The sequence below is a fragment of the Curtobacterium sp. RIT-PI-V genome, assembly GCF_025642935.1.
In the GTDB taxonomy this organism is placed as follows: Bacteria; Actinomycetota; Actinomycetes; order Actinomycetales; family Microbacteriaceae; genus Curtobacterium.
Genome location: NZ_JANZKM010000030.1, coordinates 1 through 25,140, shown reverse-complemented (window position 1 = coordinate 25,140; position 25,140 = coordinate 1). Strand labels below are relative to the sequence as shown.

The 25,140-nt window shown below is 71.6% G+C and carries 25 protein-coding genes and 2 tRNA genes; 20 read left to right on the top strand and 7 right to left on the bottom strand.

From position 1 onward, the window contains the following. Window positions 1-19: 19 nt before the first annotated feature. The 4 genes from OGL88_RS15425 to OGL88_RS15410 all read right to left on the bottom strand — a co-directional run bounded on the left by OGL88_RS15425 (window position 20) and on the right by OGL88_RS15410 (window position 3,998). Window positions 20-1,201, bottom strand: a complete 1,182-nt coding sequence (locus OGL88_RS15425; protein WP_263092014.1) for a glycosyltransferase family 4 protein — start codon at window positions 1,199-1,201, stop codon at window positions 20-22. Then, window positions 1,198-2,745, bottom strand: coding sequence for a lipopolysaccharide biosynthesis protein (locus OGL88_RS15420; RefSeq protein WP_263092013.1), 1,548 nt, complete (start codon window positions 2,743-2,745; stop codon window positions 1,198-1,200). Before OGL88_RS15420 ends, OGL88_RS15425 begins: the two co-directional genes overlap by 4 nt. Continuing rightward, window positions 2,742-3,656 carry a beta-1,6-N-acetylglucosaminyltransferase gene (locus OGL88_RS15415; RefSeq protein ID WP_263092012.1) on the bottom strand — a complete coding sequence of 305 codons (915 nt, stop codon included), beginning with the start codon at window positions 3,654-3,656 and terminating at the stop codon, window positions 2,742-2,744. The genes OGL88_RS15420 and OGL88_RS15415 overlap by 4 nt, the downstream gene beginning before the upstream one ends. 117 nt (window positions 3,657-3,773) lie before the next feature. After that, a complete protein-coding gene (locus OGL88_RS15410; RefSeq protein WP_263092011.1) occupies window positions 3,774-3,998 on the bottom strand; it encodes a hypothetical protein in 225 nt (74 codons plus the stop codon). Window positions 3,999-4,180: 182 nt separating this feature from the next. On the opposite strand from OGL88_RS15410, the gene OGL88_RS15405 reads away from it, so the two are divergent. Beyond that, the gene (locus OGL88_RS15405; RefSeq protein ID WP_263092010.1) at window positions 4,181-5,473 is read left to right on the top strand and encodes a glycosyltransferase family 2 protein; all 1,293 of its coding nucleotides are present in this window, start codon (window positions 4,181-4,183) and stop codon (window positions 5,471-5,473) included. Window positions 5,474-5,707: 234 nt separating this feature from the next. On the opposite strand, the gene OGL88_RS15400 is transcribed toward OGL88_RS15405, so the two are convergent. Next, window positions 5,708-7,027 (bottom strand): glycosyltransferase, encoded by a 1,320-nt coding sequence (locus tag OGL88_RS15400; protein WP_263092009.1) that lies wholly within the window; start codon window positions 7,025-7,027, stop codon window positions 5,708-5,710. Window positions 7,028-7,321: 294 nt separating this feature from the next. Here OGL88_RS15400 and OGL88_RS15395 point away from each other — a divergent pair, with 294 nt between their 5' ends. The 12 genes from OGL88_RS15395 (at window position 7,322) to OGL88_RS15340 (ending at window position 15,550) form a co-directional block, all read left to right on the top strand. Further along, complete coding sequence (locus OGL88_RS15395; protein WP_263092008.1) at window positions 7,322-8,605, top strand: ABC transporter substrate-binding protein; 1,284 nt, start codon at window positions 7,322-7,324, stop codon at window positions 8,603-8,605. Between the two features lie 108 nt (window positions 8,606-8,713). Continuing rightward, window positions 8,714-9,739, top strand: coding sequence for a carbohydrate ABC transporter permease (locus OGL88_RS15390; protein WP_205462630.1), 1,026 nt, complete (start codon window positions 8,714-8,716; stop codon window positions 9,737-9,739). Between the two features lie 95 nt (window positions 9,740-9,834). Next, window positions 9,835-10,647 (top strand): carbohydrate ABC transporter permease, encoded by an 813-nt coding sequence (locus OGL88_RS15385; protein WP_240347742.1) that lies wholly within the window; start codon window positions 9,835-9,837, stop codon window positions 10,645-10,647. A gap of 5 nt (window positions 10,648-10,652) precedes the next feature. Continuing rightward, window positions 10,653-11,123: a hypothetical protein gene (locus tag OGL88_RS15380; RefSeq protein ID WP_263092007.1), complete on the top strand. Its 471-nt coding sequence runs from the start codon at window positions 10,653-10,655 to the stop codon at window positions 11,121-11,123. A 21-nt stretch (window positions 11,124-11,144) separates the two neighbouring features. Beyond that, the gene (locus OGL88_RS15375) at window positions 11,145-12,185 is read left to right on the top strand and encodes a LacI family DNA-binding transcriptional regulator (RefSeq protein WP_263092006.1); all 1,041 of its coding nucleotides are present in this window, start codon (window positions 11,145-11,147) and stop codon (window positions 12,183-12,185) included. A gap of 129 nt (window positions 12,186-12,314) precedes the next feature. After that, window positions 12,315-12,950, top strand: a complete 636-nt coding sequence (locus tag OGL88_RS15370; protein WP_263092005.1) for an MBL fold metallo-hydrolase — start codon at window positions 12,315-12,317, stop codon at window positions 12,948-12,950. A 372-nt stretch (window positions 12,951-13,322) separates the two neighbouring features. Continuing rightward, a tRNA-Glu gene (locus OGL88_RS15365) sits at window positions 13,323-13,398 on the top strand. Window positions 13,399-13,431: 33 nt separating this feature from the next. After that, window positions 13,432-13,507, top strand: a tRNA-Glu gene (locus OGL88_RS15360). Window positions 13,508-13,574: 67 nt separating this feature from the next. Further along, window positions 13,575-13,982 (top strand): RidA family protein, encoded by a 408-nt coding sequence (locus OGL88_RS15355; RefSeq protein ID WP_263092004.1) that lies wholly within the window; start codon window positions 13,575-13,577, stop codon window positions 13,980-13,982. A gap of 136 nt (window positions 13,983-14,118) precedes the next feature. After that, on the top strand, window positions 14,119-14,562 hold the full coding sequence (locus tag OGL88_RS15350; RefSeq protein WP_263092003.1) for a fluoride efflux transporter FluC: 444 nt from the start codon (window positions 14,119-14,121) through the stop codon (window positions 14,560-14,562). Beyond that, the gene (crcB, locus tag OGL88_RS15345) at window positions 14,559-14,948 is read left to right on the top strand and encodes a fluoride efflux transporter CrcB (protein ID WP_263092002.1); all 390 of its coding nucleotides are present in this window, start codon (window positions 14,559-14,561) and stop codon (window positions 14,946-14,948) included. The genes OGL88_RS15350 and crcB overlap by 4 nt, the downstream gene beginning before the upstream one ends. Then, window positions 14,945-15,550 (top strand): histidine phosphatase family protein, encoded by a 606-nt coding sequence (locus OGL88_RS15340; protein ID WP_263092001.1) that lies wholly within the window; start codon window positions 14,945-14,947, stop codon window positions 15,548-15,550. The genes crcB and OGL88_RS15340 overlap by 4 nt, the downstream gene beginning before the upstream one ends. 115 nt (window positions 15,551-15,665) lie before the next feature. On the opposite strand, the gene OGL88_RS15335 is transcribed toward OGL88_RS15340, so the two are convergent. Then, complete coding sequence (locus OGL88_RS15335; protein ID WP_263092000.1) at window positions 15,666-16,733, bottom strand: FUSC family protein; 1,068 nt, start codon at window positions 16,731-16,733, stop codon at window positions 15,666-15,668. A 193-nt stretch (window positions 16,734-16,926) separates the two neighbouring features. On the opposite strand from OGL88_RS15335, the gene leuC reads away from it, so the two are divergent. From leuC to OGL88_RS15305, 6 genes are all read left to right on the top strand, one after another. After that, on the top strand, window positions 16,927-18,366 hold the full coding sequence (gene leuC, locus OGL88_RS15330; protein ID WP_263091999.1) for a 3-isopropylmalate dehydratase large subunit: 1,440 nt from the start codon (window positions 16,927-16,929) through the stop codon (window positions 18,364-18,366). Beyond that, the gene (gene leuD, locus OGL88_RS15325; RefSeq protein ID WP_205462620.1) at window positions 18,366-18,962 is read left to right on the top strand and encodes a 3-isopropylmalate dehydratase small subunit; all 597 of its coding nucleotides are present in this window, start codon (window positions 18,366-18,368) and stop codon (window positions 18,960-18,962) included. The genes leuC and leuD overlap by 1 nt, the downstream gene beginning before the upstream one ends. Next, window positions 18,962-20,329, top strand: coding sequence for a UDP-N-acetylglucosamine 1-carboxyvinyltransferase (gene murA / locus OGL88_RS15320; RefSeq protein WP_123294811.1), 1,368 nt, complete (start codon window positions 18,962-18,964; stop codon window positions 20,327-20,329). The genes leuD and murA overlap by 1 nt, the downstream gene beginning before the upstream one ends. Before the next feature lie 98 nt (window positions 20,330-20,427). Beyond that, on the top strand, window positions 20,428-21,201 hold the full coding sequence (locus tag OGL88_RS15315) for a lysophospholipid acyltransferase family protein (RefSeq protein WP_263091998.1): 774 nt from the start codon (window positions 20,428-20,430) through the stop codon (window positions 21,199-21,201). A gap of 79 nt (window positions 21,202-21,280) precedes the next feature. After that, window positions 21,281-22,294, top strand: a complete 1,014-nt coding sequence (locus tag OGL88_RS15310; protein WP_263092021.1) for an NAD(P)H-dependent glycerol-3-phosphate dehydrogenase — start codon at window positions 21,281-21,283, stop codon at window positions 22,292-22,294. A 32-nt stretch (window positions 22,295-22,326) separates the two neighbouring features. Beyond that, window positions 22,327-23,436, top strand: a complete 1,110-nt coding sequence (locus tag OGL88_RS15305; protein WP_275897994.1) for a D-alanine--D-alanine ligase family protein — start codon at window positions 22,327-22,329, stop codon at window positions 23,434-23,436. Window positions 23,437-23,466: 30 nt separating this feature from the next. On the opposite strand, the gene OGL88_RS15300 is transcribed toward OGL88_RS15305, so the two are convergent. Then, on the bottom strand, window positions 23,467-23,952 hold the full coding sequence (locus OGL88_RS15300) for a DUF3515 domain-containing protein (protein ID WP_263091997.1): 486 nt from the start codon (window positions 23,950-23,952) through the stop codon (window positions 23,467-23,469). Window positions 23,953-23,976: 24 nt separating this feature from the next. Here OGL88_RS15300 and thiL point away from each other — a divergent pair, with 24 nt between their 5' ends. Continuing rightward, window positions 23,977-24,972 (top strand): thiamine-phosphate kinase, encoded by a 996-nt coding sequence (gene thiL / locus OGL88_RS15295; protein WP_263091996.1) that lies wholly within the window; start codon window positions 23,977-23,979, stop codon window positions 24,970-24,972. The last annotated feature ends 168 nt before the right edge of the window (window positions 24,973-25,140 follow it).

Below are 25,140 nucleotides of genomic sequence, written 5' to 3'. Positions count from 1 at the left end.
TTCAGGTCGTCGTCGTCTGTCAGTGCTTCGCGTGCACCTCGATCGACCGGAGCAGCGCCGCGACGTGCCGCTCCCGGCCGTACCGGTCCCGCACCCAGGCGCGGCACCGGTCCGCCAGTCCGGGTTCCGTCTCGGCCGCGTGCAGCGCCTCGAGCACCTTGTCGGCCAGCGCGCCGGTCTCGGTGGGGTCGACGGTGAACCGCGCCCACTCACCGCTGAGGATCTCGGCGGTGCCGCCCGACGCCGCCGAGACGACGGGTCGTCCGGTGGACATCGCCTCGACGACCACGCGGCCGAACCCCTCGGGCTCGATGGAGGGTGCCACCACGACGTCGGCTGCGTGCAGCAGGGGGACGACGTCGTCGCGCTCGGGCACCACGACCACCGACCCCTCGGGCAGCCTGGCGATCGCGCGCTGCACGGCGGGGGCGTCCTGCGGGTACAGCGCACCCGCCAGGACGAGCACCGGAGGCGGGGCGGGCGGTGTGCCGGGCCCCACGAGGACGCGGGCCGACGCGTGGACGCGACCCCACGCCTCCAGGAGGGCCAGGACGCCCTTCGACCGCGTGAGCCGTCCGTAGTAGAGCACCACGGGGCGGTCCTGGTCGAGGCCGAGCTCAGCGCGTGCTCGGCGCGTGCTCGTCGGCGTGGCGGCGGGGAACGCCGCGGTGTCGACGCCGTTCGGGACCACGTCGACGCGGTCCGGCGGGGCACCGACGGCGGTCCAGGCACGTGCCATCGCCGCCGAGACCGCGAGGTACCGGGTTCGGCCGCCGGCGAACGGGCCGAGCCGACGGTAGTTCGGGGCGTGGTGCAGGTGCACGGCCAGGGGGACGCCGGACACGAAGGACACGACGCGGCCCCACGGCAGGAACTCCGGACGGTTCAGCCACAGGACGTCCGGGCGCGAGCGGCGGAGGCGCAGGCCCTCACGGACGAAGCGGAACACGTCCGTCGGGACGGTCCGGATGCCGAAACGGTAGTCGCGGGCATGGCGCAGTCGGACACCGAGCCGGTCGAACACCGCGCGGCCCTCGTCCGGGTCGCCGTCCGGGCCGGCGCGGTGCCACACCTCGACGTCGTGGCCGGCCGCGACGAGCTCGCCGACGTCCTCGACGACGCAGCGTTCGACACCGCCGGTGATGGCGAGTCCGTTGGTGACGACGACGACACGCAGCGGACGGCGGGCGGGACGGGTCATGCGGATCCTCCGCGAGCGAGTTTCAGGCGGCGGAAGAACCAGGGCAGGCACGCTGCGACGCCGACGATGCGCACGATGTTCCAGGCGAGGTCCTGCGGCGGGAGGAGCGAGGCCGCGGCGACGACGATCGCGATCGCGATGGCGAGCAGCACACGGCGGCGGGGGCCGCGCCACTCGCGGCGGTCCGGCAGGGAGGCCTGCTGCAGCGCGGCGAGGATGCCGTAGGCGATGACCGTGGCGATGCCCGCGCCGACGATGCCGGTCAGGGGCACCAGCACCAGGTTCGCCGCGATGTTGACGACGCCGGCGACCGCGCCGATGACGCCGACCGTCACCCCGCGGCGCTCGACCAGCAGGAGCCGACCGGTCGCACCGCTCGCGACCACCGGGAACGCGGTCAGGGCGACCACGAAGACGACGACGGTGAGGGACTCGACCCGGTACGACGCCGGCGCCAGGATCGGCAGCGCCACCGGCGACACGAGCGTCACGGCGACGAGCACGGGGGCGAGCAGCATGTAGAGCTCGTCCCGGGCGTGCATGGCGAGCCGGCGGCGGGCCACGGCGTCGCGAAGGGCGGCGAAGTGCGGCGCCCAGGCCTGGTTCGTGAAGGTCAGCAGCAGGATGACCGCGGAGCCGACGACGTAGGCGATCTGGTAGCGGGCGACCTCGTCGGCACCGAGCAGGCGCTGCACGACGAGCCGGTCACCGGCGTTCAGGACGAAGTACGACAGGCTGCCGAGCGCGATCGGGACACCGAGCTTGAAGGCCCGGATCGTGGTGCGGTGGTCGAACAGACCGCGGAGGCGCGGCTTCGTGGCGATGATGCCGATGACCATCGCGGCGCCCTGCGCCACGACCCCACCCCAGGCGTACGTGGTCGCGTCGGCGTGCACGGCGGCGAGGAGTCCGAGGCCGATGATCGAACCGCCGACGGACGACAGCAGGCTCGTCACGGCGAACACGCGGATGCGGTCCTGGGCGACGAGCAGCGCGAGGGACAGCTGCACGATCGCGGCGGGTCCGGTCCAGAGCACGGCGACCAGCAGCAGGGGGTGCTGGTCGACGAAGCCCGCGGCGTCGCCCCAGAGCGGGATCGACACCAGGGCGAACACGGTGACGGTGACCGCGGTGACCATGCCGACGAACATCAGGCCGCGGGCACGCCGGTCGTCGCCGTCCTCGGCGCGCTGCAGCACCGACGCCTGGTCGATGCCGCAGACGGCCACGACCACCAGGGCCTGGTACAGCGCGATCGCCGAGGCCAGCACGCCGAACTCGGCCGGTGGCATCAGGTGCGCGAGCACGGGGGAGATCAGCGAGCTCACGACGAGCTGCATCGACCAGACGACCACGTAGAGCAGACCGCGGCCGAACAGGACGGACGAGCCGCGTGCGACGGCGATCGAGTCCGTGTCGGTGGACAGCGCGCCGGGGGCTGCGGGCTGCACGGACGCCTCGAGCTCGTCGTCGTCGGGCTGCTGTGCCGCCAGCGCAGCCGCCTCGGCCGCACGCGCCTCGCGTCGGGTCTGGGGGACGGTCACTGCGCCACCACCACCGGCTGGTCGTCGGCGGACGTGCGGAGCCCGAAGGTCGCGTCGACCACGTCGAGCAGGTCGGTGCTCCGGGACGTCGAGAACTTCCGGGCGAACACGTACGGGGTCGACTGGTCAGCCGCCGTGCGACGCTCCAGCACCCGGCCGGCGTCCTCGATCCCGAGCCACGGCGGGCTCTTCTGCTTCGTGCCGTCCCACCCGATCCACCAGAGCGGCTGCGCCGCGTGGGCGTCCGCGAAGTCCGGGGTGAACGCCGGGGTCAGCAGGACCGACGGCACGAAGGTCTCGTCGCCGATCCACACCCGCTCCCAGAACGCCACCAGGTCGGGGCGCCCGTCGAACACGTCGACGACCCCCTGCGCGTGGTGCCGGGCCAGGACCTTGAGCTGCGAGCCGCCGCCGAACACGACGTCGCGCGGCACCCGACGGGGGACCGGCAGGCGCAGCATGTGCTTCCGCCACGCCCAGTGCCGGAACCGCACGCGCGACCGACCGCCGTCGCGACCCCACGCGGGGTGCGGGAGCGGCTTCGCCTCGACGAACGACCGCCCGGGGTTCGCCGTCAGGAGCGCCGAGATCTCGTCGGCGTCGGCGAGCGGGTAGTCGCTGCCGGTCAGCAGCGCCACGTGCGTGGCGTCGGTCTGCGCCAGGGCAGCACGGTAGCCGGCGACCTCGGCCGCGACGTTCTCCCACTTCGCCCATCCGGTGCGCATCCGCGGCAGCACGTGCACGCGGTCGGGCAGGCCGGCGGTCATCGCCTCGAAGACGGCGTCGTCGGTGCTCGCGTCGCAGTGCAGGAACACCGGGAACGGGTCGAGCGCCGCCACGAGCCGACGGACGTGCGTCGGGTCCTCGTGGGCGAGGACGATGCACGCGAGTGGCGTGGGAGTGATGGCCATGTCCGCGACGCTAAGCGGGCCCGGCAGCACCGACAAGGGAGGTCGGGACCACCTGCGGGGGAACGGCGGTTTCCCGCAGGCGCCCCCCGATCGAGGGGGATCGCGGGGAGGATCGCGTCAGCGGGCGCGGCGGAACCTCGGGCAGTCGCAGAGCGCGCAGTCCGTGCCCGGACGGTAGTGCTCGTGCGCCGCCTGGGCGTGCCCGCACGTGCCGCACGCGGCGTCGTCGGCATCGAGGTGCACCACGACGAGGTCGGAGGCGTCGGGGTCCGGAACCAGGTGCAACGTCGGGCGCGGACGCCTGGTCAGGCCGAGCCGGTCCATCGTTCGGGCCAGCGGCATGCGTCCTCCTCGTGTCCGGCGGGGACCGGGGTCGCACCGGCGGGTCGACCGGCGTCTCCCGCGAGTCTAGTGGCGGCAAACCGCAGCCTCCCCGCATCCTCCGAGCATCGCGGTTGACCCCCTGTCGACGCGCGCGGAGCATTGCCACGTCCACCCGACCAGACCGGCCCGACGGGACGAACATGACCGACCACACCACCACCGCGGAACGAGCCCTCACGCTCGACCCCGCGATGCCCTCGCCCGACGCCCCCACCTGGGTCGGCGCTGCCTGGGTCGGCGCCGTCGACCGGTCCGCGGCGCTCGCCGCCGACACCGTGCACCTCGCCGGCGCCAGTGGCTTCCGTCGCGCCCGCCTCATGGTGCGCGACGGCCGCGACGTCGCGGGGTTCGTCGACGTGCGCGTCGACGACCGCGGGGCGGTGGACCCGGCCGAGCTGGGACCGGCCCTGCGTCGGTTGCCGGCCCCGGGCCTCCCGGTCGACGCCCCCGCGGACGGCGCACGCGTCTCCGTCGTCATCGGCACCCGCGAGCGCCCCGTGGCGCTCGCCCGCGCCGTGCGCTCCGTCCTCGACTCCGCGTACGACGACTTCGAGCTGTTCGTCGTCGACAACGCCCCCGTCACCAGCGGCACCCGCGACGTCGTGGCCGCCATCGACGACCCGCGCGTGCACTACGTCCTCGAGGCACGTGCCGGCGTCTCCCGGGCCCGCAACGCCGGACTCGCCCGCGCCACCGGCGGCATCGTCGCGTTCATCGACGACGACGTCGTCGTCGACCGCCACTGGATGGCCGCCATCGCCGCCGCCTACGAGCGCGACGCCGACGTCTGGTGCGTCACCGGACTCGTCCCCAGCGGCGAGCTCCGCACCCCCACGCAGCGCTTCTTCGACGAGCGGGTGACCTGGGCGCGGAACCTCGAGCGCCGGGTGTACCGCACGTCCGCCCCGCCCGCTGACGAGCCCCTGTTCCCCTTCACCGTCGGCGCGTTCGGCACGGGCGCGAACATGTCCGTGCGCCGCGACGCCGTCCGGCAGCTCGGCGGCTTCGACGTCGCCCTCGGGCCCGGCACCCGCGCCCGAGCCGGTGAGGACCCGGACCTGTTCACCCGCGTCCTGCTCGCCGGTGGGGCGCTCGCCGTGGAACCCTCGGCCGTCGTCTGGCACGAGCACCGGAAGGACCGTGCCGCGTTGCGCTCGCAGGCGACCGGCTACGGCACCGGGCTCGGTGCCTGGGTGACGAAGCTCGTGCTGCGGCCCTCCACGGCCTTCGCGGTGCTGCGGCGTGCGGCCGGTGCGCTCCGGCGGCTCGGCGCGCTCGGGCAGGGTGCCGACGAGCACCCCGTCGACGCGAGCGGCGGCTGGCCCGTCGACGCCGAGTTCACCGAGGCGACGCGCGGGCTCAAGCGCGCCGAGCTGACGGCCGCGCTGGGCGGGCCGTGGCGCTACGTGGCCGGGCGGCTGACTGCGCGCTGAGGCGCGGATGCCGGCGGGCGCGGCGAGCGGAGTCGCCGCAACAGGTTTGCGACAAGACGGTCGTCGTACGACACGTGTCTTGTCGCTTGTTGCGCGTGCAACGGTTGCGTGCGCGTGGGTGCGACATCCGCGACGTCGTACGACCACGCGAGTGTCGCTTGTTGCGTGCGCAACGGACGGACGGGAGGCCCGTGGCGACACTGCCACGGGCCTCCCGTCCGTCACGCTCCGCGACTACGGCCGGAAGCGGCCGGCCTCGACGTCGCGCCAGCGGCGTCGGCTGCGGAACCAGGCTGCCGGGCCGGCGGGGAACCCGCGCAGCTCGTGGTAGGCCAGGGTCTTCGGGATGCGCGTGGTCGAGGCGTCGTTGGTGACCTCGGTCGCGGCGTCCCGGCGACCGGCCAGGCGGGAGAGCATCTGCTTCGACTTGACCTTCGCGGCGAGCGGCATCAGGCGGGCGAGGACGGCGACGTGCCGCTTGTCCTTCGCGGCGAGCGCGAACATCAGCGCGGTGAAGCCGACGCCGTTGCCGTGCAGCTGCTTGTGCAGGTCCTCGATGGTCTGGCGGTGCCGGTGGTGCACGACCGCGCGGGGCTCGAAGCCGATCTTCCCACCGCGCCACAGCGTCTCGATGAACATCGCCAGGTCCTCCCCACCACGGGCCGGGGAGCCGGCGCCGAGGGTGTGGTCGAAGCCGCCGACGGCCTCGATCAGGGTGCGTCGGTACGCCATGTTCGCGCCAGCGCCGTACGCGCCGATGCCGTAGACGGCGAAGTGCTTGAGGACCTCGCCGGACGGGGTGACCGCCGAGACGCGGGCGTGGCGCATGGTGCCCTGGACGTCGTCCGGGACGATCGTCACGGGCGAGAAGGTGCGCTCGGCGCTGAAGCCGCCGTAGTACGCCTCGTACCAGATCTGCGCGGGGGTGGTGAGCTCGCTCGGCAGGATCACGCCGGTGACGGCGTCCAGGCCGGGCTCGCTGACGAACCGGGACCCGATGGCGCGCAGCCACTGCGGGTCGACGCGGACGTCGTCGTCGGTGAAGGCGATGACGTCGCCGGTCGCAGCGGCGACACCGGCGTTCCGTCCGGCGGACAGACCGGGGCGGCGTTCCTCGACCAAGCGGACGTTCCGCCCGGCGAGCATCGCGGGCAGGGCGTCGCCGGCGGGGACGCGGACGCGGTTGTCGACGAGGATGACCTCGTGCCGCGGGTAGTCGAGGTGCTCGAGGACGTCGAGCAGCTTGCCGAGGTCCTCGACGCGGTCGACGACGGTGGACACGACGACCGAGATGGTCGGCAGGTCGTCGTCGGACACCGCGGGGACGTCAGCCAGGACGGTCTCCTGCAGCGCCTCGAGGGCGCGGGCCGCGTCGGCGGGGTCGTCGGTGAGCCGTACGTCGAGGGTGCCGGTGGGGTGGCCGCCGCGGTAGCCGATCACCATGGCGGACTCGCCGGTCTCGTCGGCGACGAGACGGGGGAGCGGGGCGTCGAGGTCGACGCCGATGACACGGCGCGGTGCGGGCACGGTGTCGGCGGTGTGGAGGGTGGCCATGTCGTGGACGCTACGTGGGGCAGTGGGTGCGGACAACGGCGCAGGACCCCAGTGGCGGTGTTCATGCGGAGTTCCGCAGTGGCGCGCGGGAGTTCCTCGACGAGGGTGAGCGCTCACCCAGGAAGTCTCCGGGACTTCCAAGGTCACGCTCAGGTCACGGAACCGATGCAACCGGTTGCGGAACCCCTGCGGCGGGCGTAGCTTCCTCCACCAGCAGGCAGCGGCGCCTGCTCCAGGGCAGTGTCGTCGAACCCGGTCGATGCCCCCTGGTGATCTCAATGAGGAGACAACGCTGTGAAGACAACACGCTCCAGGGTGCGGTTCGCATCCGTTGCCGGGGTCGCCGTCATCGGCCTCGTGCTCACCGGCTGCTCAAGCGGGAGCTCCGGCGCCGGCTCGGACGACGCCAAGAGCGGCCAGGACAGCCGCGGGCCCATCACCTACGTGCAGGGCAAGGACAACTCCAACGTCGTCCGGCCGCTGATCGCGAAGTGGAACAAGGCCCACCCCGACGAGAAGGTCACCTTCAAGGAGCAGTCCGACCAGGCCGACCAGCAGCACGACGACCTCGTGCAGCACTTCCAGGCCAAGGACGCCAACTACGACGTCGTCGACGTCGACGTCGTCTGGACCGCCGAGTTCGCCGCGAAGAGCTGGCTGACGCCGCTGACCGGTGACATGGAGATCGACACCTCGAAGCTGCTGCCGGCCACGGTGAAGACCGCGACCTACAACGACACCCTGTACGCCGCCCCGCAGACCTCGGACGGCGCACTGCTCTACTACCGCAAGGACCTCGTCAAGACGCCTCCGACCACGTGGAAGGAGATGATGGCCGACTGCCAGATCGCGAAGGACAAGGGCATCGGCTGCTACGCCGGGCAGTTCGCGAAGTACGAGGGCCTGACGGTGAACGCCTCTGAAGCGATCAACGGCTCCGGTGGTTCGGTGCTCAGCAAGAGCGGGGACCCGGACGTCGACACCGCGGACGCCAAGGCCGGCCTGCAGAACCTGGTCGACGCGTTCGAGGACGGGAACATCCCGGCCGAGGCGATCACCTACCAGGAGGAGCAGGGCCGCACGGCGTTCGAAGCCGGCAAGCTGCTGTTCTTGCGCAACTGGCCGTACGTCTACAACCTGGCGAAGACCGACGGTTCGAGCAAGGTCAAGGACACGTTCGGCATCGCCCCCATCCCGGGTGCGGACGGCACCGGTGCTTCGACGCTCGGCGGGCACAACGCCGCGATCAGCGTGTACTCGAAGCACAAGGCGACGGCGCACGACTTCCTCGAGTTCCTCATCTCGAACGACACGCAGAAGTTCTTCGCGACGCAGGGGTCGCTCGCCCCGGTCGTCGGTGACCTCTACACCGACTCGGAGCTGACGGCGAAGCTGCCGTACCTGCCGACGCTGCTCAAGTCGATCGAGTCGGCGGAGCCGCGGCCGGTCACGCCGTTCTACCCGGCGGTGACGAAGGCGATCCAGGACAACACCTACGCGGCGCTCAAGGGATCGAAGTCGGTCGACGAAGCCCTGAAGGACATGCAGGACGCCCTCAAGTCGGCGACCAGCAGCTAGCAACGCGCGGCGCACGCCGCATCGGACTGGAGGCACGGTGCCATCCCGGCACGTGCCTCCAGTCCGCCCCTACTTGCGTTCCGACACCCCCGGCAAGGAGGCCGACACGTGTCAGCAGCAACCGAGATCCCCGCAGCCATCCCGAACCCGACGGGCACGGAACCGAAGCGCCAACGGCGCAAGGGCGGACTCAACGCCGAGCACGGCCGGTGGGCCGTGTACCTCATCGGCCCGACGATCCTGCTCCTCGCGATCGTCATCGGCTACCCGGTCGTCAGTGCGATCATCCAGTCGTTCCAGCTCGACCAGGGCCTCGACAAGGCCACCGGCCTGTTCGTGCAGGGCGGGTTCGCCGGCATCACGAACTACGCGCACTGGCTCGGCCAGCAGTGCGGCAACGTCACCTGCCCGCCCGGCAGCCTCGGCTCCCAGTTCTGGGTGTCGATGGGCAACACGTTCTTCTTCACGGTCGTCACCGTGGCGTTCGAGACGGCCATCGGCGTGTGGATGGCGATCATCATGAACCGCAACTTCACGGGCCGCGCCCTCGTCCGCGCCGCGATCCTGGTGCCGTGGGCGATCCCGACCGCCGTCACCGCGAAGCTCTGGTACTTCATCTTCGACGCGAACGGCGTCCTGAACCACGTCCTCGGGCAGCAGATCCTGTGGACGAGCGGCGAGTGGGCGTCCCGGTGGGCGGTCATCATCGCCGACACCTGGAAGACCACGCCGTTCATGGCACTGCTCATCCTGGCGGGGCTCCAGCTGATCCCGGAGGAGGTCTACGAGGCCGGCAAGATGGACGGCGCGTCGACGTTCCAGCGCTTCGTGCTCATCACCCTGCCGCTCATCAAGCCCGCGCTGATGGTCGCGATCCTGTTCCGCGTGCTCGACGCGCTGCGCATGTACGACCTGCCCGCGATCCTCACCGGCGGTGGCGGTGGTTCCGGCAACGCCACCACGACCCTGTCGATCCTGGTCGTCGAACAGATCCGGCAGGGCTTCAACTCCGCGTCGGCCCTGTCGACCATCACCTTCCTGGTGATCTTCATCGTGGCGTTCGTCTTCGTCCGGTTCCTCGGCGCCAACGTCGTGCAGACGCAAGCCGCCCAGCAGAAGGGTGAACTCAAGTGACCCTCGCAGCAGACCGCCCCCGGTCGGTGCCAGTCCCCGGCGAACGTGCTGGCGCACGCGCCGACGTCCGGGTCCGCCGCGACACCGGCCCCCGCATCCGCACGGCCGTGCAGGCGATCGTCATCGCCGTGTGGTGCCTCCTGCCGTTCTACTGGATGGTGGTGACGAGCTTCCGCGACGTCGGTTTCACGTTCGACGCCACCCCGTGGCCGACGCACGTCACGCTCGACAACTACGCGACCGCGTTCTCCACGTCGCTCGGCAACCACCTCGGGCGGGCGCTGGCCAACAGCCTCCTCATCGGCGGCGTCGTGACGATCATCGCCCTGCTCGTCGGCACGACGGCGGCGTACGCGCTGGCCCGACTCGAGTTCGGCGGGAAGTCCTTGATCGCCGGCGCGATCCTGGCGGCGTCGATGTTCCCGGGCGTCGCGCTCATCTCCCCGCTGTTCCAGCTCTTCACGGACATCGGGTGGATGGGCACGTACCAGGCGCTCATCCTGCCGAGCATCTCGTTCGTGCTGCCACTGACGGTCTACACGCTCGCGTCGTTCTTCCGCGAGATGCCGTGGGACCTCGAGGAAGCAGCGCGCATCGACGGCTGCACCCGGGTGCAGGCGTTCCGGCGGATCATCCTTCCGCTCGCCGCCCCCGCGGTGTTCACGACGGCGATCCTGGCGTTCATCTCCAGCTGGAACGAGTACCTGATCTCCTCGCAGCTCTCGAGCGACGCGACGCAGCCGGTGACCGTGGCGATCGCCTCGTTCGCCGGGTCGCAGCCGCACCAGGAGCCGTACACGGCGGTCATGGCCGCGGGCACGATCGTCACGATCCCGCTCGTCATCCTGGTCCTCGTCTTCCAGCGACGCATCGTGGCCGGCCTCACCGCCGGTGGCGTGAAGGGGTGACGACCATGGCACAGCGCGGACCCACCCGGCCCACGGCCCGGATCGACGAGGCGATCGGCTTCGTCGGCATGTTCGGCATCCTGTTCCTCGGCGCCACGGTGTTCTGCGAGGTCACCGGTCGACCGGCACTCGGCTGGGCACTCACCCTGCTGGTGTGCGTGCTCGGGGTCGTGGCGCTCGACCGGTGGCGGGTCGCGGTCCTCCGCCGCCACGCGGTCGTCGACGGGGCCACCGACGGCATCCGTGCCGCTCCTGCCGTCGCCCCCGTCCGCACCGCTCGCGGCGACGACACTCGTCGTCAGCCACGGCCCTCGGCGGACGGTCGGGTGCACCAGCACAGCGGGTGGGACGAGCTCGCACCAGCGGGTCGTCGTGCACCGCACCGGGCGCGCCGGACCGCAGCGGCCGTCGCGCACACCATCCCCGGCACTGCAGCCGACCGTCCGGCGGGCGTCACGCACCGTACGGACGGCTGACGGGCCTCCCGGGTCGCATCGATGGGGATCCAGGAGATCGCGACCGTCACGGGACTGTCGAAGTCCACGGTGTCGCGAGCGCTGCGCGGCATGGAGAACGTGGCGGAGACCACGATCGACGAGGTGCGTCGGGTCGCCGACGAGCTCGGGTACGTCCCGAGCTCGGCGGCGGCCGGCCTCGCCACCGGGCGGCAGCGCGCCGTGGGCGTCGTCGTCCCGGTGATCGACCGGTGGTTCTACGTCAAGGCGCTCGGTGGCGTCGACGCGGAACTCCGGCGGGCCGGGTACGACCTCGTGCTCTACAACCTCGGCGGGCCGGGCGGCGACCGCGACCGGGCGTTCCGACGCTCGATGCTGCGGCACCGGGTCGACGCCCTCGTCCTGCTGTCCCTGGTGCTCGACGCGACCGAGCGTGCCGAGCTCGAACTCACCCGGCACCCGATGATCGTCATCGGCGGACCCGCACCGGGCCTGCGGAACATCGGGGTCGACGACCGAGCCGTCACCCGGATCGCGGTCGACCACCTGTGCGGACTCGGGCACCGACGGGTCGCCTACGTCGGCGGGCAGGACGAGGCCGGCATGAACGTGGCGGTGCCGCACCTGCGGCGGGACGGGTTCGTCGACGCGATGCGGACCGCCGGACACGCGGTGCCTGATCGGTGGCTGCTCGACGGACGGTTCTCGTTCGCCGGAGGGCTGGCGGCGGGTGCGGCGCTGTTCGGCGGGAGCACGGTGGCGGGTGTGGCGGGTGCGGCGGGTGCCGGGCCCGATCACCCGACAGCGGTCTTGTGCGCGTCGGACGAGATGGCGCTCGGGGTGCTCCTCGCCGCCGGGCAGGCCGGGCTGTCGGTGCCGGGAGACGTCTCCGTGATCGGGATCGACGGCCACGAGTACGGCGCCACCGTGGGCCTGACGAGCGTGGCACAGGACCCGGAGGCGCAGGGGCGGGCAGCGGCGCGAGCAGTGCTGGCCGAGGTCGACGGCGGCGCTGCCGGAGCGATCGTCGCGGCGCCGGCGCACCTGGTGGTGCGGGGGACGACGGGACCGCCGCCGGGGTGAGGGTGTGTGGTGGTGCGTGGGCGGGATCGACTCGGAACGACGTTCCCGATGTCGTACGACAACGGGAACGTCGTTCCGAGTCGGCGCCGGCCGAGTCGGCCCAAGCCAGCCGCGGGTAGCGTCGCCCGCATGGAGGTCACGAAGCTCGAACACGCCTGCCAGATCCTGTCGGACGGCGGCGCCCGCCTGGTGCTCGACCCGGGCAACTTCACCCGCCCCGTCGACGCGACCGGGGTCGTCGCGGTCGTCGTCACCCACGAACACCCCGACCACGTCACGCCCGAGCAGCTGCACCGGATCCTCGCCGCCAACCCCGACGCCGTCGTGTTCGGCCCCGAGGGCGTCCGTGCGGCGCTCGCCGACTCCGGCATCGCGGTCGAGGTCGTGACCGACGGGGACCACCGCACCGTCGGCCCGTTCGAACTCGACTTCCACGGCACGCGGCACCAGCTCATCCACTCCTCGGTGCCGATCGTCGACAACACCGGCGTGCTCGTGAACCGCACGCTCTTCCACCCCGGCGACTCGTACACCGACCCGGGCGTCCCCGTCGAGGTCCTCGCCGTACCCGTCGGTGCCCCGTGGCTCAAGGTCGCCGAGATGATGGACTACGTCGCCGCGCTCGCCCCGGCCCGCGCCTACCCGATCCACGAGGCCACGCTCTCCGACGTCGGCTACGGCATGCACACCGGTCGGCTGCGCGAGGCGCTCGCGCCGAGCGGCGTGCTCGAGGTCCTGCGGCCGGGGGAGTCGCTCACGATCTGACCGCGCGGGACGCGACCGTTCCTGCTCACGAAGTGCGGCCCCGGACGTGCGTGCGGTCGGACGGGAGGCCCGTGGCGGGCCCGCCCCGCGCCTCCCGTCCGCTGGGCGGTCGCGTCCACGGCCGCGCGACCGATGCGTGCGCATGTTGCGACAGCACGCTCGTCGTTCAACGGGTGTTTCGACGCTCGATGCGCACGCAACGGATGCGTGTGCATGTTGCGACAGAACGAGCGTCGTTCAACCGGTGTTCCGTCGGAATCTGCACGTGCAACCAGCGCCGTACGCCGGGCGCGGCATGGCGGCACACCCGGGCGACACGCCTCGTTTTGGCGCGATGCGCGGCTTGTGCAATACTTGTCGAGTTGTCGGAACGGCCCCATCGTATAGCGGCCTAGTACGCTGCCCTCTCACGGCGGTAACGCGGGTTCGAATCCCGCTGGGGTCACCACAGGTGACATGCTCCGAGTCCGACAACAGCCGCGGCCCCATCGTATAGCGGCCTAGTACGCTGCCCTCTCACGGCGGTAACGCGGGTTCGAATCCCGCTGGGGTCACCAGCACCACGAAACCCCCGACGAGCTCCGGCTCGCCGGGGGTTTCGTCGTCGTGTGTCAGGCTGCTTCCGTGTCCAGTGCCGTCCAGCTCATCCGGTCCGCAGCGCTCAGCGACGTCGCGGAGTACGCGTACGCGTCCACCGTGCCGGCCGGGACACGGCTCGTGTTCCTCGCGGGGGCGTGTCCGCTCGACGAGCACGGCGCGACGGTCGCCGTCGGTGACGTGGCCGGGCAGGCCGCGCAGTGCATCGCGAACCTGCGGACGGCGCTCGCAGCCGCCGGCGCGGGTGTCGACGACCTCGTTCAGACGCGGGTGCTCGTCGCGACGACCGAGCAGCAGGACCTCGTCGCTGCCTGGGACGTCGTCCGCGCCGCGATGGGGGACCACGACGTGCCGAGCACACTGCTCGGCGTGACCGTCCTCGGCTACGACGACCAGCTCGTCGAGGTCGAGGCGATCGCCGCCGTCGCCGACTGAGCAGTACGCTGGACGGGTCGTCAGACCCGGCAGTGGGGCCTGCCGGACCCAACCGCGCACGAGGCGCCAACGGTCCCTATCCCGAGAACACCGCACGCGCGGGATCGATCCGGCGTGCTCGGCGATAGGAGTACCGATGACCGATGCGCGACCGCCGCACCTCCGCTGGCGCTTCCTCGCCCTCGTCGCGCTCGGCGGCGCCATCGGGACCGCCATCCGGGCACTGCTCGCCGAAGCGTTCCCCGCACACCACGGCATCAGCTGGGTGATCCTCGCGATCAACGTCGTCGGGGCCTTCTGTCTCGGGCTCCTCCTCGAGGCGCTCGCGCGGCGTGGCCCCGACGTCGGAGGCCGCCGCACGCTCCGGCTGTTCGTCGGCACCGGCGTGCTCGGCGGCTTCACGACGTACAGCACACTCGCCGACGACGCCGCGCAGCTGCTCGACGTCGGCCGGCGGGGTGCGGGCAGCGGGTACGCACTGCTGTCCGTGGTCCTCGGGCTCGGCGCCGTCGCCCTCGGGATCTGGCTCGCCGGGCGGTTCCGACCGGCGTCAACCGGCCCGGACGGAGGCGCGTCGTGAACGCGCTCAACCTGCTGCTCGTCGCCGTCGGCGGGGGAGTCGGAGCCGCGCTCCGCTTCCTGCTCGACGGACTCGTCAAGACCCGCACGTCACGCTCGCGGACTGCCGGGTTCCCGCTCGGGACCGTGCTCATCAACGTGTCCGGATCGTTCGTGCTCGGGCTGCTCACCGGCCTCGGGCAGGCCGGCACGATCCCGCTCCCGGCGGTCGCGGTGCTCGGGACGGGCATGATGGGTGGGTACACGACGTTCTCGACGGCGAGCGTCGAGACCGTCCAGCTCCTCCGATCCGGCAAGCCCCGGCTCGCCGTCCTGCACGGCCTCGGGATGCTCGTCGTCTCGGTCGGCGCAGCTGCGCTCGGCCTCTGGATCGGAAGGAACTCATGACCTCGGAACGCCCCGGCGAACTCGTCCTCGTCCGTCACGGAGAGACGGAGTGGTCGAAGAGCGGGCAGCACACCGGCCGCACCGACATCCCGCTGACGGACAACGGTGTCGAGCAGGCGAAGCGCGCCGGCCGGTACCTGGCCGACCGCTCGTTCGCGTTGGCCCTGTCGAGTCCGCTGCAGCGTGCGCGCGACACCGCGCACCTGATCGGCGCCGACCCCGAGCTCGACGAGGACCTGTACGAGTGGGACTACGGCGCGTACGAGGGGCTCACCACCCCGCAGATCAAGGTGCTGCGCCACGGGCCGTGGGACCTCTGGACCGACGGAGTGCCTGCCGGTGACACCCCCGGTGAGAACGCCGCGGAGGTCCGGGTCCGCGTCGAGCGCATCCTGGACCGCGCTCGTCCGGTGCTCGCCGAGGGGCAGGACGCCGTGTTCATCGCGCACGGCCACGTGCTGCGTGCCCTCGGCGCCGCGTGGATCCGGCTCGCGCCGCAGGACGGTGCCGTGCTGAAGCTCGGCACCGCATCGATCAGCGTCCTCGGTTACGAGCACGGCCGCCCGGTCATCGACGCCTGGAACATCCAGCCCCGCGACTGACGCGCCCGTTCTTTCCCCGAACGCGCGCGATGGTCGGTGGAATCGGGCGTACCTGGTCAGAAGAAATGGTCAGGTATGCCCGGAACGACCAGGTACGGCACGGGTCTCCAGGTACTCAGACGGTACGGATCGCGCTCGTGGCACCCAGGGCACGGCCGCGACGCCGCTCGATCGCGCGCCCCACGAACAGCAGCCCGACGCTGACGAGCGCACCGAGGGTGGTCTGCGCGACCCGGTCCAGCGCGAGGAGCTCCGGGGCCTCGGGTAGGCTCAGCCACGACACGGCGAGGGCGAGCGGCGTCAGGAACAACAGGCAGACGGCGTAGTTCCGGGCGACGAAGATCTCCGCGAAGAACTGCCCCACGACGGCGATCACGACGATCCACCACGCCGACGGCTCGAGCAGCAGGATCCCGACGGCGATCACAGTGCCGCCGATCGTGCCGATGAAGCGCTGGAACGCCCGGATCACGGTGTGCCGCTGGCGGAGGGCCGGCAGGGTCGACACCACCGCGATGACGGCCCAGTACGGGTGCCCGAGCCAGGGGATGGTCGACGCCACCGCGCCGGCGACGAGGGACCCCACGACGTTGAGCGCCACGGTCTCCCACAGTGCGGCCGTGCGGAGGATGCCGAAGCCGCGCTGCTTGAGCGGCGCCAGCGGCCGGAACCGGTGCGGGGCGCGCGGGTGCCACACGTGCCGGATGACGAACCCGGACATCGCGACGAGCCACGCCCAGACGACCGAGCAGACGATGATCGTCGCGACGAGCGGGACGTCCGCGGGCCTGAGCGGCACGAGGGCGGAGACCACGAACGCGAACACGGGGAAGATCGGCTGCGCGGGGATCGTCCGCAGGGTCGACAGGGTGCAGACCGCGATGACGAGCACCACGACGAGCCCGGCGGCCTGCAACCAGAGCGGGGAACCGAGCAGGGCGACACCGATGCCCGCGAACATGCACAGGGTCTGCAGCGCACCCGCGACGCCGGTGGTGACGGCGCGCTGCCGGTACGGCTCGGTCGCCCCGAAGATCGCGGTGAAGCCGGCGAACATGGCGAACGCGGCGTAGCCCGGCATCCCGAGGGCGATGAGCAGCGCCAGTGGTGCACCGCCCGCGATCGCTGCGCGTGCCGCGCCCTCGAGGTTGATCGTCCGGGTCGAGTGCGCAGGTGTCGTCATGTCCCGACCATCTTCCCACCGCGACGGGTGTCGCGGAGTCGCCACGGGCCTCCCGGTCGACCGTCGCACCACGCGGCGCCCGTGACCCGCGTTGGTATACCAACCTGGTAGAGTCGGCGGATCGCGCCGCGTCAGCGGTGACGGCAGCGCCGCACCAGCGGCGCCGGACGACGAGAACGAGGGAGTCGAGCTCATGGGTAGGACGCTCGCCGAGAAGGTGTGGGACGACCACGTCGTGGTCAAGGGCGAGGACGGGAACCCGGACCTCCTCTACATCGACCTCCACCTCGTACACGAGGTCACGAGCCCGCAGGCGTTCGACGGCCTGCGCCAGGCCGGCCGCCCGGTGCGCCGGTTGGACCTGACGATCGCGACCGAGGACCACAACACCCCGACGCTCGCCATCGACCGCCCCATCGCGGACCCGACGAGCCGGATCCAGATCGAGACCCTGCGCCGCAACTGCGAGGAGTTCGGCGTCCGCCTGCACTCGCTCGGCGACAAGGAGCAGGGGATCGTGCACGTCGTCGGCCCGCAGCTCGGCCTGACGATGCCCGGCATCACCGTGGTCTGCGGCGACTCGCACACCAGCACCCACGGGGCGTTCGGTGCGATGGCGTTCGGCATCGGCACCTCCGAGGTCGAGCACGTGCTGGCGACGCAGACCCTGCCGCTGAAGCCCTTCAAGACGATGGCCATCACGGTCGAGGGCACGTTGCGTCCGGGCGTCACCGCGAAGGACATCATCCTCGCCGTCATCGCCAAGATCGGCACCGGCGGCGGACAGGGCTACGTGCTCGAGTACCGCGGCTCCGCGATCCGCGCGCTCTCGATGGAGGGCCGGATGACGATCTGCAACATGTCGATCGAGGCCGGAGCCCGCGCCGGCATGGTCGCCCCCGACCAGATCACCTACGACTACGTCCAGGGCCGCGACCACGCCCCGACCGGTGCCGACTGGGACGACGCCGTCGCGTACTGGGACACCCTGGCGACCGACGACGACGCCGTGTTCGACGCCGAGGTCTTCATCGACGCCGACGAGCTCGAGCCCTTCGTCACCTGGGGCACCAACCCCGGCCAGGGCGTCTCGCTGTCCGAGAGCGTCCCGGACCCCGCCAGCTACAGCGACCCGAACGACCAGGCCGCCGCGCAGCGGGCCCTCGAGTACATGGACATCGCCGCCGGCACCCCGATGAAGGACATCGCCGTCGACGCGGTCTTCATGGGCTCGTGCACGAACTCGCGCATCGAGGACCTGCGGGCCTTCACGTCGATCATCCAGGGCCGCAAGAAGGCCGACGGCGTCCGGGTCATGGTCGTGCCGGGGTCCGCTCGCGTGCGGCTCGAGGCCGAGGCCGAGGGGCTCGACGTCGTCATCAAGGAGTTCGGCGCCGAGTGGCGGTTCGCCGGGTGCTCGATGTGCCTCGGCATGAACCCCGACCAGCTCGCACCGGGGGAGCGCTGCGCGAGCACCTCGAACCGCAACTTCGAGGGGCGCCAGGGCAAGGGCGGGCGCACCCACCTGGTGTCGCCGCTCGTCGCCGCCGCCACCGCGATCCGCGGCACGCTGTCCAGCCCGTGGGACCTGGAGAACTCCGAAGCGAACACCGTCCTGGAAGGGGCAGTCTGATGGACAAGATCACCACCGTCACCGGCATCGCTGCCCCGCTCAAGCGGTCGAACGTCGACACCGACCAGATCATCCCCGCCGTCTACCTCAAGCGCGTCACGAAGACCGGCTTCGAGGACGCCCTGTTCTCCGGCTGGCGGCAGGACCCCGCGTTCGTGCTGAACCAGCCCGAGTACCAGGGCGCGAAGGTGCTCGTCGCCGGTCCCGACTTCGGTACCGGTTCGTCGCGTGAGCACGCGGTGTGGGCGCTCCGCGACTTCGGCTTCGCGGTCGTGATCTCGCCCCGGTTCGCCGACATCTTCAAGGGCAACGCGGGCAAGCAGGGCCTGGTCACCGCGATCGTGACCGAATCGGAAGTCGAGCGGCTCTGGGCCGAGATCGAGCGGAACCCGGGGGTGTCGGCGACCGTGGACCTGGTGGCGCAGCGCGTGTCGCTCGGGGATGTGGACGTCCCCTTCGAGATCGACGCTTACACTCGTTGGCGGTTGATGGAAGGGCTCGACGACATCGGGCTCACCCTCCGTGACGAGACCTCGATCACGGAGTTCGAATCCCGCCGCTCCAGTTGGCGGCCGAAGACATTGCCGGTGAAGTAGTGAACTCTCTCGTACAGGACGCAGCGGCCGCAGGGGCGCGCGTGGGCCTCAAGTCGGACGAGATCGTCATCCGCGGGGGCAAGCCGCTCGTGGGGCGCATCGAGGTCCGCGGGGCGAAGAACCTCGCGACCAAGGCCATGGTGGCGTCGCTGCTCGGTGACACCCCGTCGATCCTCAAGGACGTCCCGGACATCTCCGACGTCAAGGTCGTCCGCGGGCTGCTCGAGGTGCACGGCGTGCGCATCACCGATCCTGCACGAGGCGAGCTCATCCTCGACCCGGCCAACGTCGAGTCGGCGCACTTCGCCGAGATCGACGCCCACGCCGGCTCGAGCCGCATCCCGATCCTGTTCTGCGGCCCGCTGCTGCACAAGCTGGGCGAGGCGTTCATCCCCGACCTCGGTGGCTGCCGCATCGGCGACCGCCCGATCGACTTCCACCTCGACGCGCTCCGCGCCATGGGTGCCGTCGTCGACAAGCAGGTCAACGGCATCCACCTGACGGCTCCGAACGGGCTGAAGGGCGCGTCGATCGAGCTGCCGTACCCGAGCGTCGGTGCGACCGAGCAGGTCCTGCTGTCGTCCGTCCTGGCGACCGGCGTCACGGAGCTGCGGAACGCGGCGATCGAGCCCGAGATCATGGACCTCATCGCGATCCTGCAGAAGATGGGCGCGATCGTGTCCGTCGAGCCGAACCGCGTGATCTTCATCGAGGGCGTCGAGTCGCTGCGCGGCTACACCCACCGTGCGATCAACGACCGCAACGAGGCAGCCAGCTGGGCCTCCGCCGCACTCGCCACCGACGGCGACATCTTCGTCGAGGGGGCGAACCAGCAGGAGCTCATGACGTTCCTCAACGTCTTCCGCAAGGTCGGCGGCGGCTTCGACGTGCAAGAGGACGGCATCCGGTTCTACCGCGAGCGCGACACCCTCAAGCCCGTCGTCATCGAGACCGACGTGCACCCCGGCTTCATGACCGACTGGCAGCAGCCGCTCGTCGTGGCGCTGACCCAGGCCGAGGGCCAGAGCATCGTGCACGAGACCGTGTACGAGAACCGCTTCGGCTTCACCGACGCGCTGAACGAGATGGGCGCCGACATCGTCGTCCACAAGGAAGGCCTCCCCGGCCACGACCGCCGTGTCGCCCGCCGTCCGTTCGAGCAGGCCGCGGTCATCACCGGTCCGACGACGCTGCACGCGGCGAACGTCCGGGTCCCCGACCTGCGCGGTGGCTTCAGCCACCTCATCGCGGCGCTGACCGCCGACGGCGAGTCCCACATCACCAACGTCGGCATCATCAGCCGCGGCTACGAGCACTTCATCCCGAAGCTGCGGAAGCTGGGCGCCGACTTCGACTTCGCGGGTTAGTCGCGGTGTCGGTTCCGCAGCCGGGTGACGGTCCGTCGCGTCCGGGTGACGGCCCGTCGCGCCAGGGCGATGGCCGGGAGGCCCGTGACGCGTCCGCCGTGCAGGTCGCGACCGGCCTGCCGGTGCGTGGACGGCGTTGGAAGCGTGGGGAGCTCAACCCCGCGTTCCGCATCGTGGCGTCGGTCGTCATCCCGACGTTCCGGTTCTCGTCGAACTACCACTGGTACGGCCCGAACCGCCTGCCGGCGGACGGTGCCTTCGTGCTCGCCCCGAACCACTTCACGAACATCGACCCGCTGGTCGTGGGTACCGCCGTCTACATCAGTCGGCGGGCCCCGCGCTTCCTGGCCAAGGCGTCGCTGTTCAAGGTGCCCGTCTTCGGCAAGCTCATGTCCGGCATGGGCCAGATCCCGGTCGAGCGCTCCGGCCGCACCCGGTTGAGCGACCCGCTTGGAGGCGGCCGGTCGCTCATCGAGCAGGGTGGAGCGATCATCGTCTACCCCGAGGGCACGCTCACCCGCGACCCCGACCTGTGGCCGATGCGCGGCAAGACCGGTGCGGTCCGCATCGCGCTCGAGAACGACGTGCCGCTGATCCCGATGGCCCACTGGGGCACGCAGGGCATCATGGCGCGCTACTCGAACAAGCTCCGCCTCTTCCCGCGGTCGCGCGTGGACGTCATCGTCGGCGACCCCGTCGACCTGTCCGCCTACCGTGGCCGGCCGATCGACCAGCAGATGCTGATCGAGGCCACCGAGCTGCTCATGCAGCGCATCACGGAGCTGCTCGAGCAGCTCCGTGGCGAGCAGGCCCCGAACACCCGCTGGGACCCGGCGGCGAACAACCAGAAGGAGACCGGCCGGTTTGAGTGACCTCCGCCCGCACGACGATCGTCCCGACCCCGTCGCCGCAGCGCCGGGTGCCTTCGACACCGCCGCGATCCGGGTGGTGATGCAGTCGACCGACAAGCCCCGTGTCGCGGTGATCGGTGCCGGCAGCTGGGGCACCACGTTCGCGAAGGTGCTCGCCGAGGGCGGTGCCTCCACGGTGGTGTGGGCCCGTCGTCCCGAGGTCGCCCGCGAGATCACCGAGACGAAGCGGAACTCCGACTACCTGCCCGGCATCAACCTGCCCCGCACCCTCACGGCGTCGACGACGCTCGAGCAGGTGCTCGACGGCGCCACCCAGGTGTACGTGTCGGTGCCGTCGCAGACCCTGCGCTCGAACCTCGACGCGATCCGGGAGCTCCTGCCCGCCGGTGTTCCCGTCGTCAGCCTGATGAAGGGCGTCGAGAAGAGCACGGGCCTGCGGATGAGCGAGGTCCTGCTCCAGGGGCTCGGCATCGACCAGGACCGCATCGCCGTCGCGAGCGGACCGAACCTCGCGCTCGAGATCGCCCGCCGGCAGCCGACCGCGGCCGTGGTGTCGTCGTCGAGCGTGGAGACCGCGACCGCTGTCGCCGCCGTCGCGACGAACCCGTACTTCCGGTCGTTCATCAACACCGACGTCATCGGCACCGAGTTCGGCGGCGTGCTGAAGAACCTGATCGCCGTGGCGATCGGCATCGTCGACGGCGTCGGTTACGGCGAGAACACGAAGGCGTCGATCATCACCCGCGGCCTCGCCGAGATGACCGAGTTCGCGGTGTCGCTCGGCGCGCAGCCGTCGACCTTGTCGGGCCTCGCGGGCCTCGGTGACCTCATCGCCACCTGCCAGTCGCCGCTGTCCCGGAACAACACCGCCGGGCGCCTGCTCGGTCAGGGGTACCGGTTCGACGAGGTCGTGCGGCAGATGAACCAGACCGCCGAGGGTCTGGCGTCCGTCGCACCGATCCTCGAGCTCGCCGCCGCGAACGGCGTCGACATGCCCATCGTCAGCCAGGTCGGCGAGGTCCTCGCCGGTAGGCTCGATCCGCGCAACATCGCGCCGCACCTCACCGAGACCGACGAGCCCCAGGGCGAGTGACCGGTCCCGCACCGAGTCACGAAGGGACTCCCGTGCCCACGATCCCCGAGGGAACCGACGTTCCCACGACCACCGTCGCCGTCCTGTTCGGCGGGCGCTCGAGCGAGCACGAGATCAGCTGCGTGACCGCCGGCGGCATCATGGACGTCGTCGACCGCACCGAGTACGAGATCGTCCCGATCGGCATCACGAAGGACGGCGCGTTCACGCTGCAGTCCGACGACCCCTCGCAGTGGGCGATCCGCGACGGCTCCCTGCCGACCGTTCCCGACAACGGCACGCGTGTGGCGTTCCCGACCTCGCCGGCGACCAACGAACTCGTCGTCTCGCACCCGGACGGCTCGGTCACGACCGTCGCCGTCGACGTGGTGTTCCCGATCCTGCACGGTCCGTTCGGCGAGGACGGCACGATCCAGGGCCTGCTCGAGATCGCGGGTCTGCCGTACGTCGGTGACGGCGTACTCGCGAGTGCCCTGGCGATGGACAAGCACGTCGCGAAGGCCGTCCTCGAGCACGCCGGTCTACGGGTCGCTCCCTGGACGACCGTGCTCCGCCGCGAGTGGGCAGCCGCCCCGGTCGACGTCGCCGAGACGATCGCGGCGCACGGCTGGCCCCTGTTCGTGAAGCCGGCGCGCGCCGGGTCGAGCATGGGCGTCTCGCGCGTCGACGGGCCCGACGAGCTCGGTGCCGCGATGGACCTGGCGTTCGAGCACGACTCCAAGGTGATCGTCGAACCCCGGGTCGTCGGCCGCGAGGTCGAGGTCGCCGTGCTCGAGGGCCGTGACGGTGCGCCGCGCACGAGCCTGCCCGGGGAGATCGTCGTGGCCGAGGACGGCTTCTACGACTTCGCGTCGAAGTACCTCGGTGGCGACGAGTCGCTGCTGTGCCCGGCGCCGCTCACCGAGGCGCAGACCGACGAGATCCGGTCGATCGGTGCCCGTGCGTTCGAGGCCATCGGCGGCTCCGGGCTGGCCCGCGTCGACTGCTTCCTGACCGACGACGGCTTCGTCGTGAACGAGGTCAACACGATGCCCGGGTTCACCCCGCTGTCGATGTACCCGCGCTGCTGGGCGGCGTCGGGTGTGTCCTACGGCGAGCTGGTCACCGAGCTGATCGAGCTGGGGCGCGCCGCCGTCCGCTGACGCTGAGCAGGGCGACGGGGTCGGCCCGCGTCAGCCCTGCACGTCGGACGGGTCCAGGCACTTGTGGCCGTCCTTCGGCAGCGTCGACACCGCCGTCGCGAGGTCCTGCAGCACCGCGCTGCCGGTCTTCGACGTGTCGACGACGACCTGCACCGCGGGGGACCGTCCGAACGTCGTGTAGACGATCTGCTTCTCGCGGTCGTCGCGGATCCAGTCGACCGACCCGAGCGTGACGCACGGCAGGTCGGACACCGTGGGCACGGCCACGCCGCAGTGGTACAGCGCTGCCTCGGGGTCGCCCCAGGCCGCGGTGGACTGCGCGGTGGTGTTCCGCAGGTCGTACGTCGAGTCCACGGTCGCGGGCAACCGCACCTGTGCGGCCGCGCACGCCGCTGCGTTCGCGGAGGGTGCCGCGCTCATGCCGACGGCGTTCGTGCACCCGGTCAGCCCGGCGGCGAGGGCGATCACGACCCCCGCGATCGCGAGGGTGCGAGGGGTGCGGCGCGCGGTGTCCATCGCGGTCCAGGCTACCGTTCTCGTGTGGACGCGACGTACGACGCCTGGGCCGGACCGACCGTGGGGGCGCTCGGTGAGCTGGCCGTCCTCGACCGCATCACGAGCCGGCTGCCTGCGGGCTCGCCGCTCCTCGGGCCCGGGGACGACTGCGCCGTCGTCGCCGCCCCCGACGGCCGGTTCGTCGTGACGACGGACATGATGGTGCACGGCCCGGACTTCCGGTGGGCGTGGTCCTCGCCCGAGGACGTCGGCTGGAAGGCCGCCGCGACAAACCTCTCCGACGTCGCGGCGATGGGTGCGGCGCCGAGCGGCCTCGTCATCGCCCTCGCTGCACCGCAGGACACCCCCGTGGCGGTGCTCGAGGGCATCGCGGATGGTTTCCGCCTCGCTGTCGACGCGCTCGCGCCCGGATGCGGCGTGGTCGGCGGCGACCTCTCCACCTCGGCGACCTTCACGGTGGCTGTCACGGCGTTCGGCGACCTCGGTGGTCGCGCCCCGGTGCTCCGGTCGGGAGCTCGTGTGGGCGACGTCGTGGCGGTGTCCGGCGAACTCGGCCGCGCTGCCCGCGGGCTCGCGCGGCTCTTCCGTGACGGCGTGGACGCGCAGGGCGAGCCGGACCGCGCAGCGACGGTGGCGAGCGGTGCGGACGCCGATCCCGACGTCGACCGCCAGCGCCGACCCGTGCCGCCGATCGGCGACGGGCCCCGCGCCGCTGTCGCCGGGGCGACCGCGATGCTCGACCTGTCCGACGGCCTGGCGATCGACGCCGGACGACTCGCCCGCGCGAGCCGGGTGACGCTCGAACTCGATGCCGATGCGCCGCTCGACGAGGTCGCTCTGCACGGCGGCGAGGACCACGGCCTGCTCGCGACCTTCCCCGCGGGGGCTGTGCTGCCGGGGGGCTTCCGCCGCATCGGTGTCGTGCGCGACCGCGGCGACGCGGACCTGCTGCGCGCCGGGTCTCCCGTGCCGACGACCGGCTGGGACCCGTACGCCGACTGGGACGGTGCCGCCGGCTGACCCACCCGGCCCGGGCCGGACGGAGGCGACGTGGCGGAGCCGAGCCGGGCCTCCCGGTCAGTGCGCGCGCATCTGTCGACGGAACACGCGTCGATCACCTGGTGTCCTGTCGGAAGATGCGCACGCATCCGATGCATGCGCATCTTGCGACACGGCACGCGTCGATCG

Excerpts from the sequence above, each read along its gene's own strand:
- OGL88_RS15425 (WP_263092014.1), bottom strand. The coding sequence starts at position 1,201 with ATGACCCGTCCCGCCCGCCGTCCGCTGCGTGTCGTCGTCGTCACCAAC.
- OGL88_RS15415 (WP_263092012.1), bottom strand. The coding sequence starts at position 3,656 with ATGGCCATCACTCCCACGCCACTCGCGTGCATCGTCCTCGCCCACGAG.
- OGL88_RS15410 (WP_263092011.1), bottom strand. The coding sequence starts at position 3,998 with ATGCCGCTGGCCCGAACGATGGACCGGCTCGGCCTGACCAGGCGTCCG.
- OGL88_RS15405 (WP_263092010.1), top strand. The coding sequence starts at position 4,181 with ATGACCGACCACACCACCACCGCGGAACGAGCCCTCACGCTCGACCCC.
- OGL88_RS15400 (WP_263092009.1), bottom strand. The coding sequence starts at position 7,027 with ATGGCCACCCTCCACACCGCCGACACCGTGCCCGCACCGCGCCGTGTC.
- OGL88_RS15380 (WP_263092007.1), top strand. The coding sequence starts at position 10,653 with ATGGCACAGCGCGGACCCACCCGGCCCACGGCCCGGATCGACGAGGCG.
- OGL88_RS15375 (WP_263092006.1), top strand. The coding sequence starts at position 11,145 with ATGGGGATCCAGGAGATCGCGACCGTCACGGGACTGTCGAAGTCCACG.
- OGL88_RS15370 (WP_263092005.1), top strand. The coding sequence starts at position 12,315 with ATGGAGGTCACGAAGCTCGAACACGCCTGCCAGATCCTGTCGGACGGC.
- OGL88_RS15350 (WP_263092003.1), top strand. The coding sequence starts at position 14,119 with ATGACCGATGCGCGACCGCCGCACCTCCGCTGGCGCTTCCTCGCCCTC.
- OGL88_RS15340 (WP_263092001.1), top strand. The coding sequence starts at position 14,945 with ATGACCTCGGAACGCCCCGGCGAACTCGTCCTCGTCCGTCACGGAGAG.
- OGL88_RS15335 (WP_263092000.1), bottom strand. The coding sequence starts at position 16,733 with ATGACGACACCTGCGCACTCGACCCGGACGATCAACCTCGAGGGCGCG.
- leuC (WP_263091999.1), top strand. The coding sequence starts at position 16,927 with ATGGGTAGGACGCTCGCCGAGAAGGTGTGGGACGACCACGTCGTGGTC.
- leuD (WP_205462620.1), top strand. The coding sequence starts at position 18,366 with ATGGACAAGATCACCACCGTCACCGGCATCGCTGCCCCGCTCAAGCGG.
- OGL88_RS15310 (WP_263092021.1), top strand. The coding sequence starts at position 21,281 with ATGCAGTCGACCGACAAGCCCCGTGTCGCGGTGATCGGTGCCGGCAGC.
- OGL88_RS15300 (WP_263091997.1), bottom strand. The coding sequence starts at position 23,952 with ATGGACACCGCGCGCCGCACCCCTCGCACCCTCGCGATCGCGGGGGTC.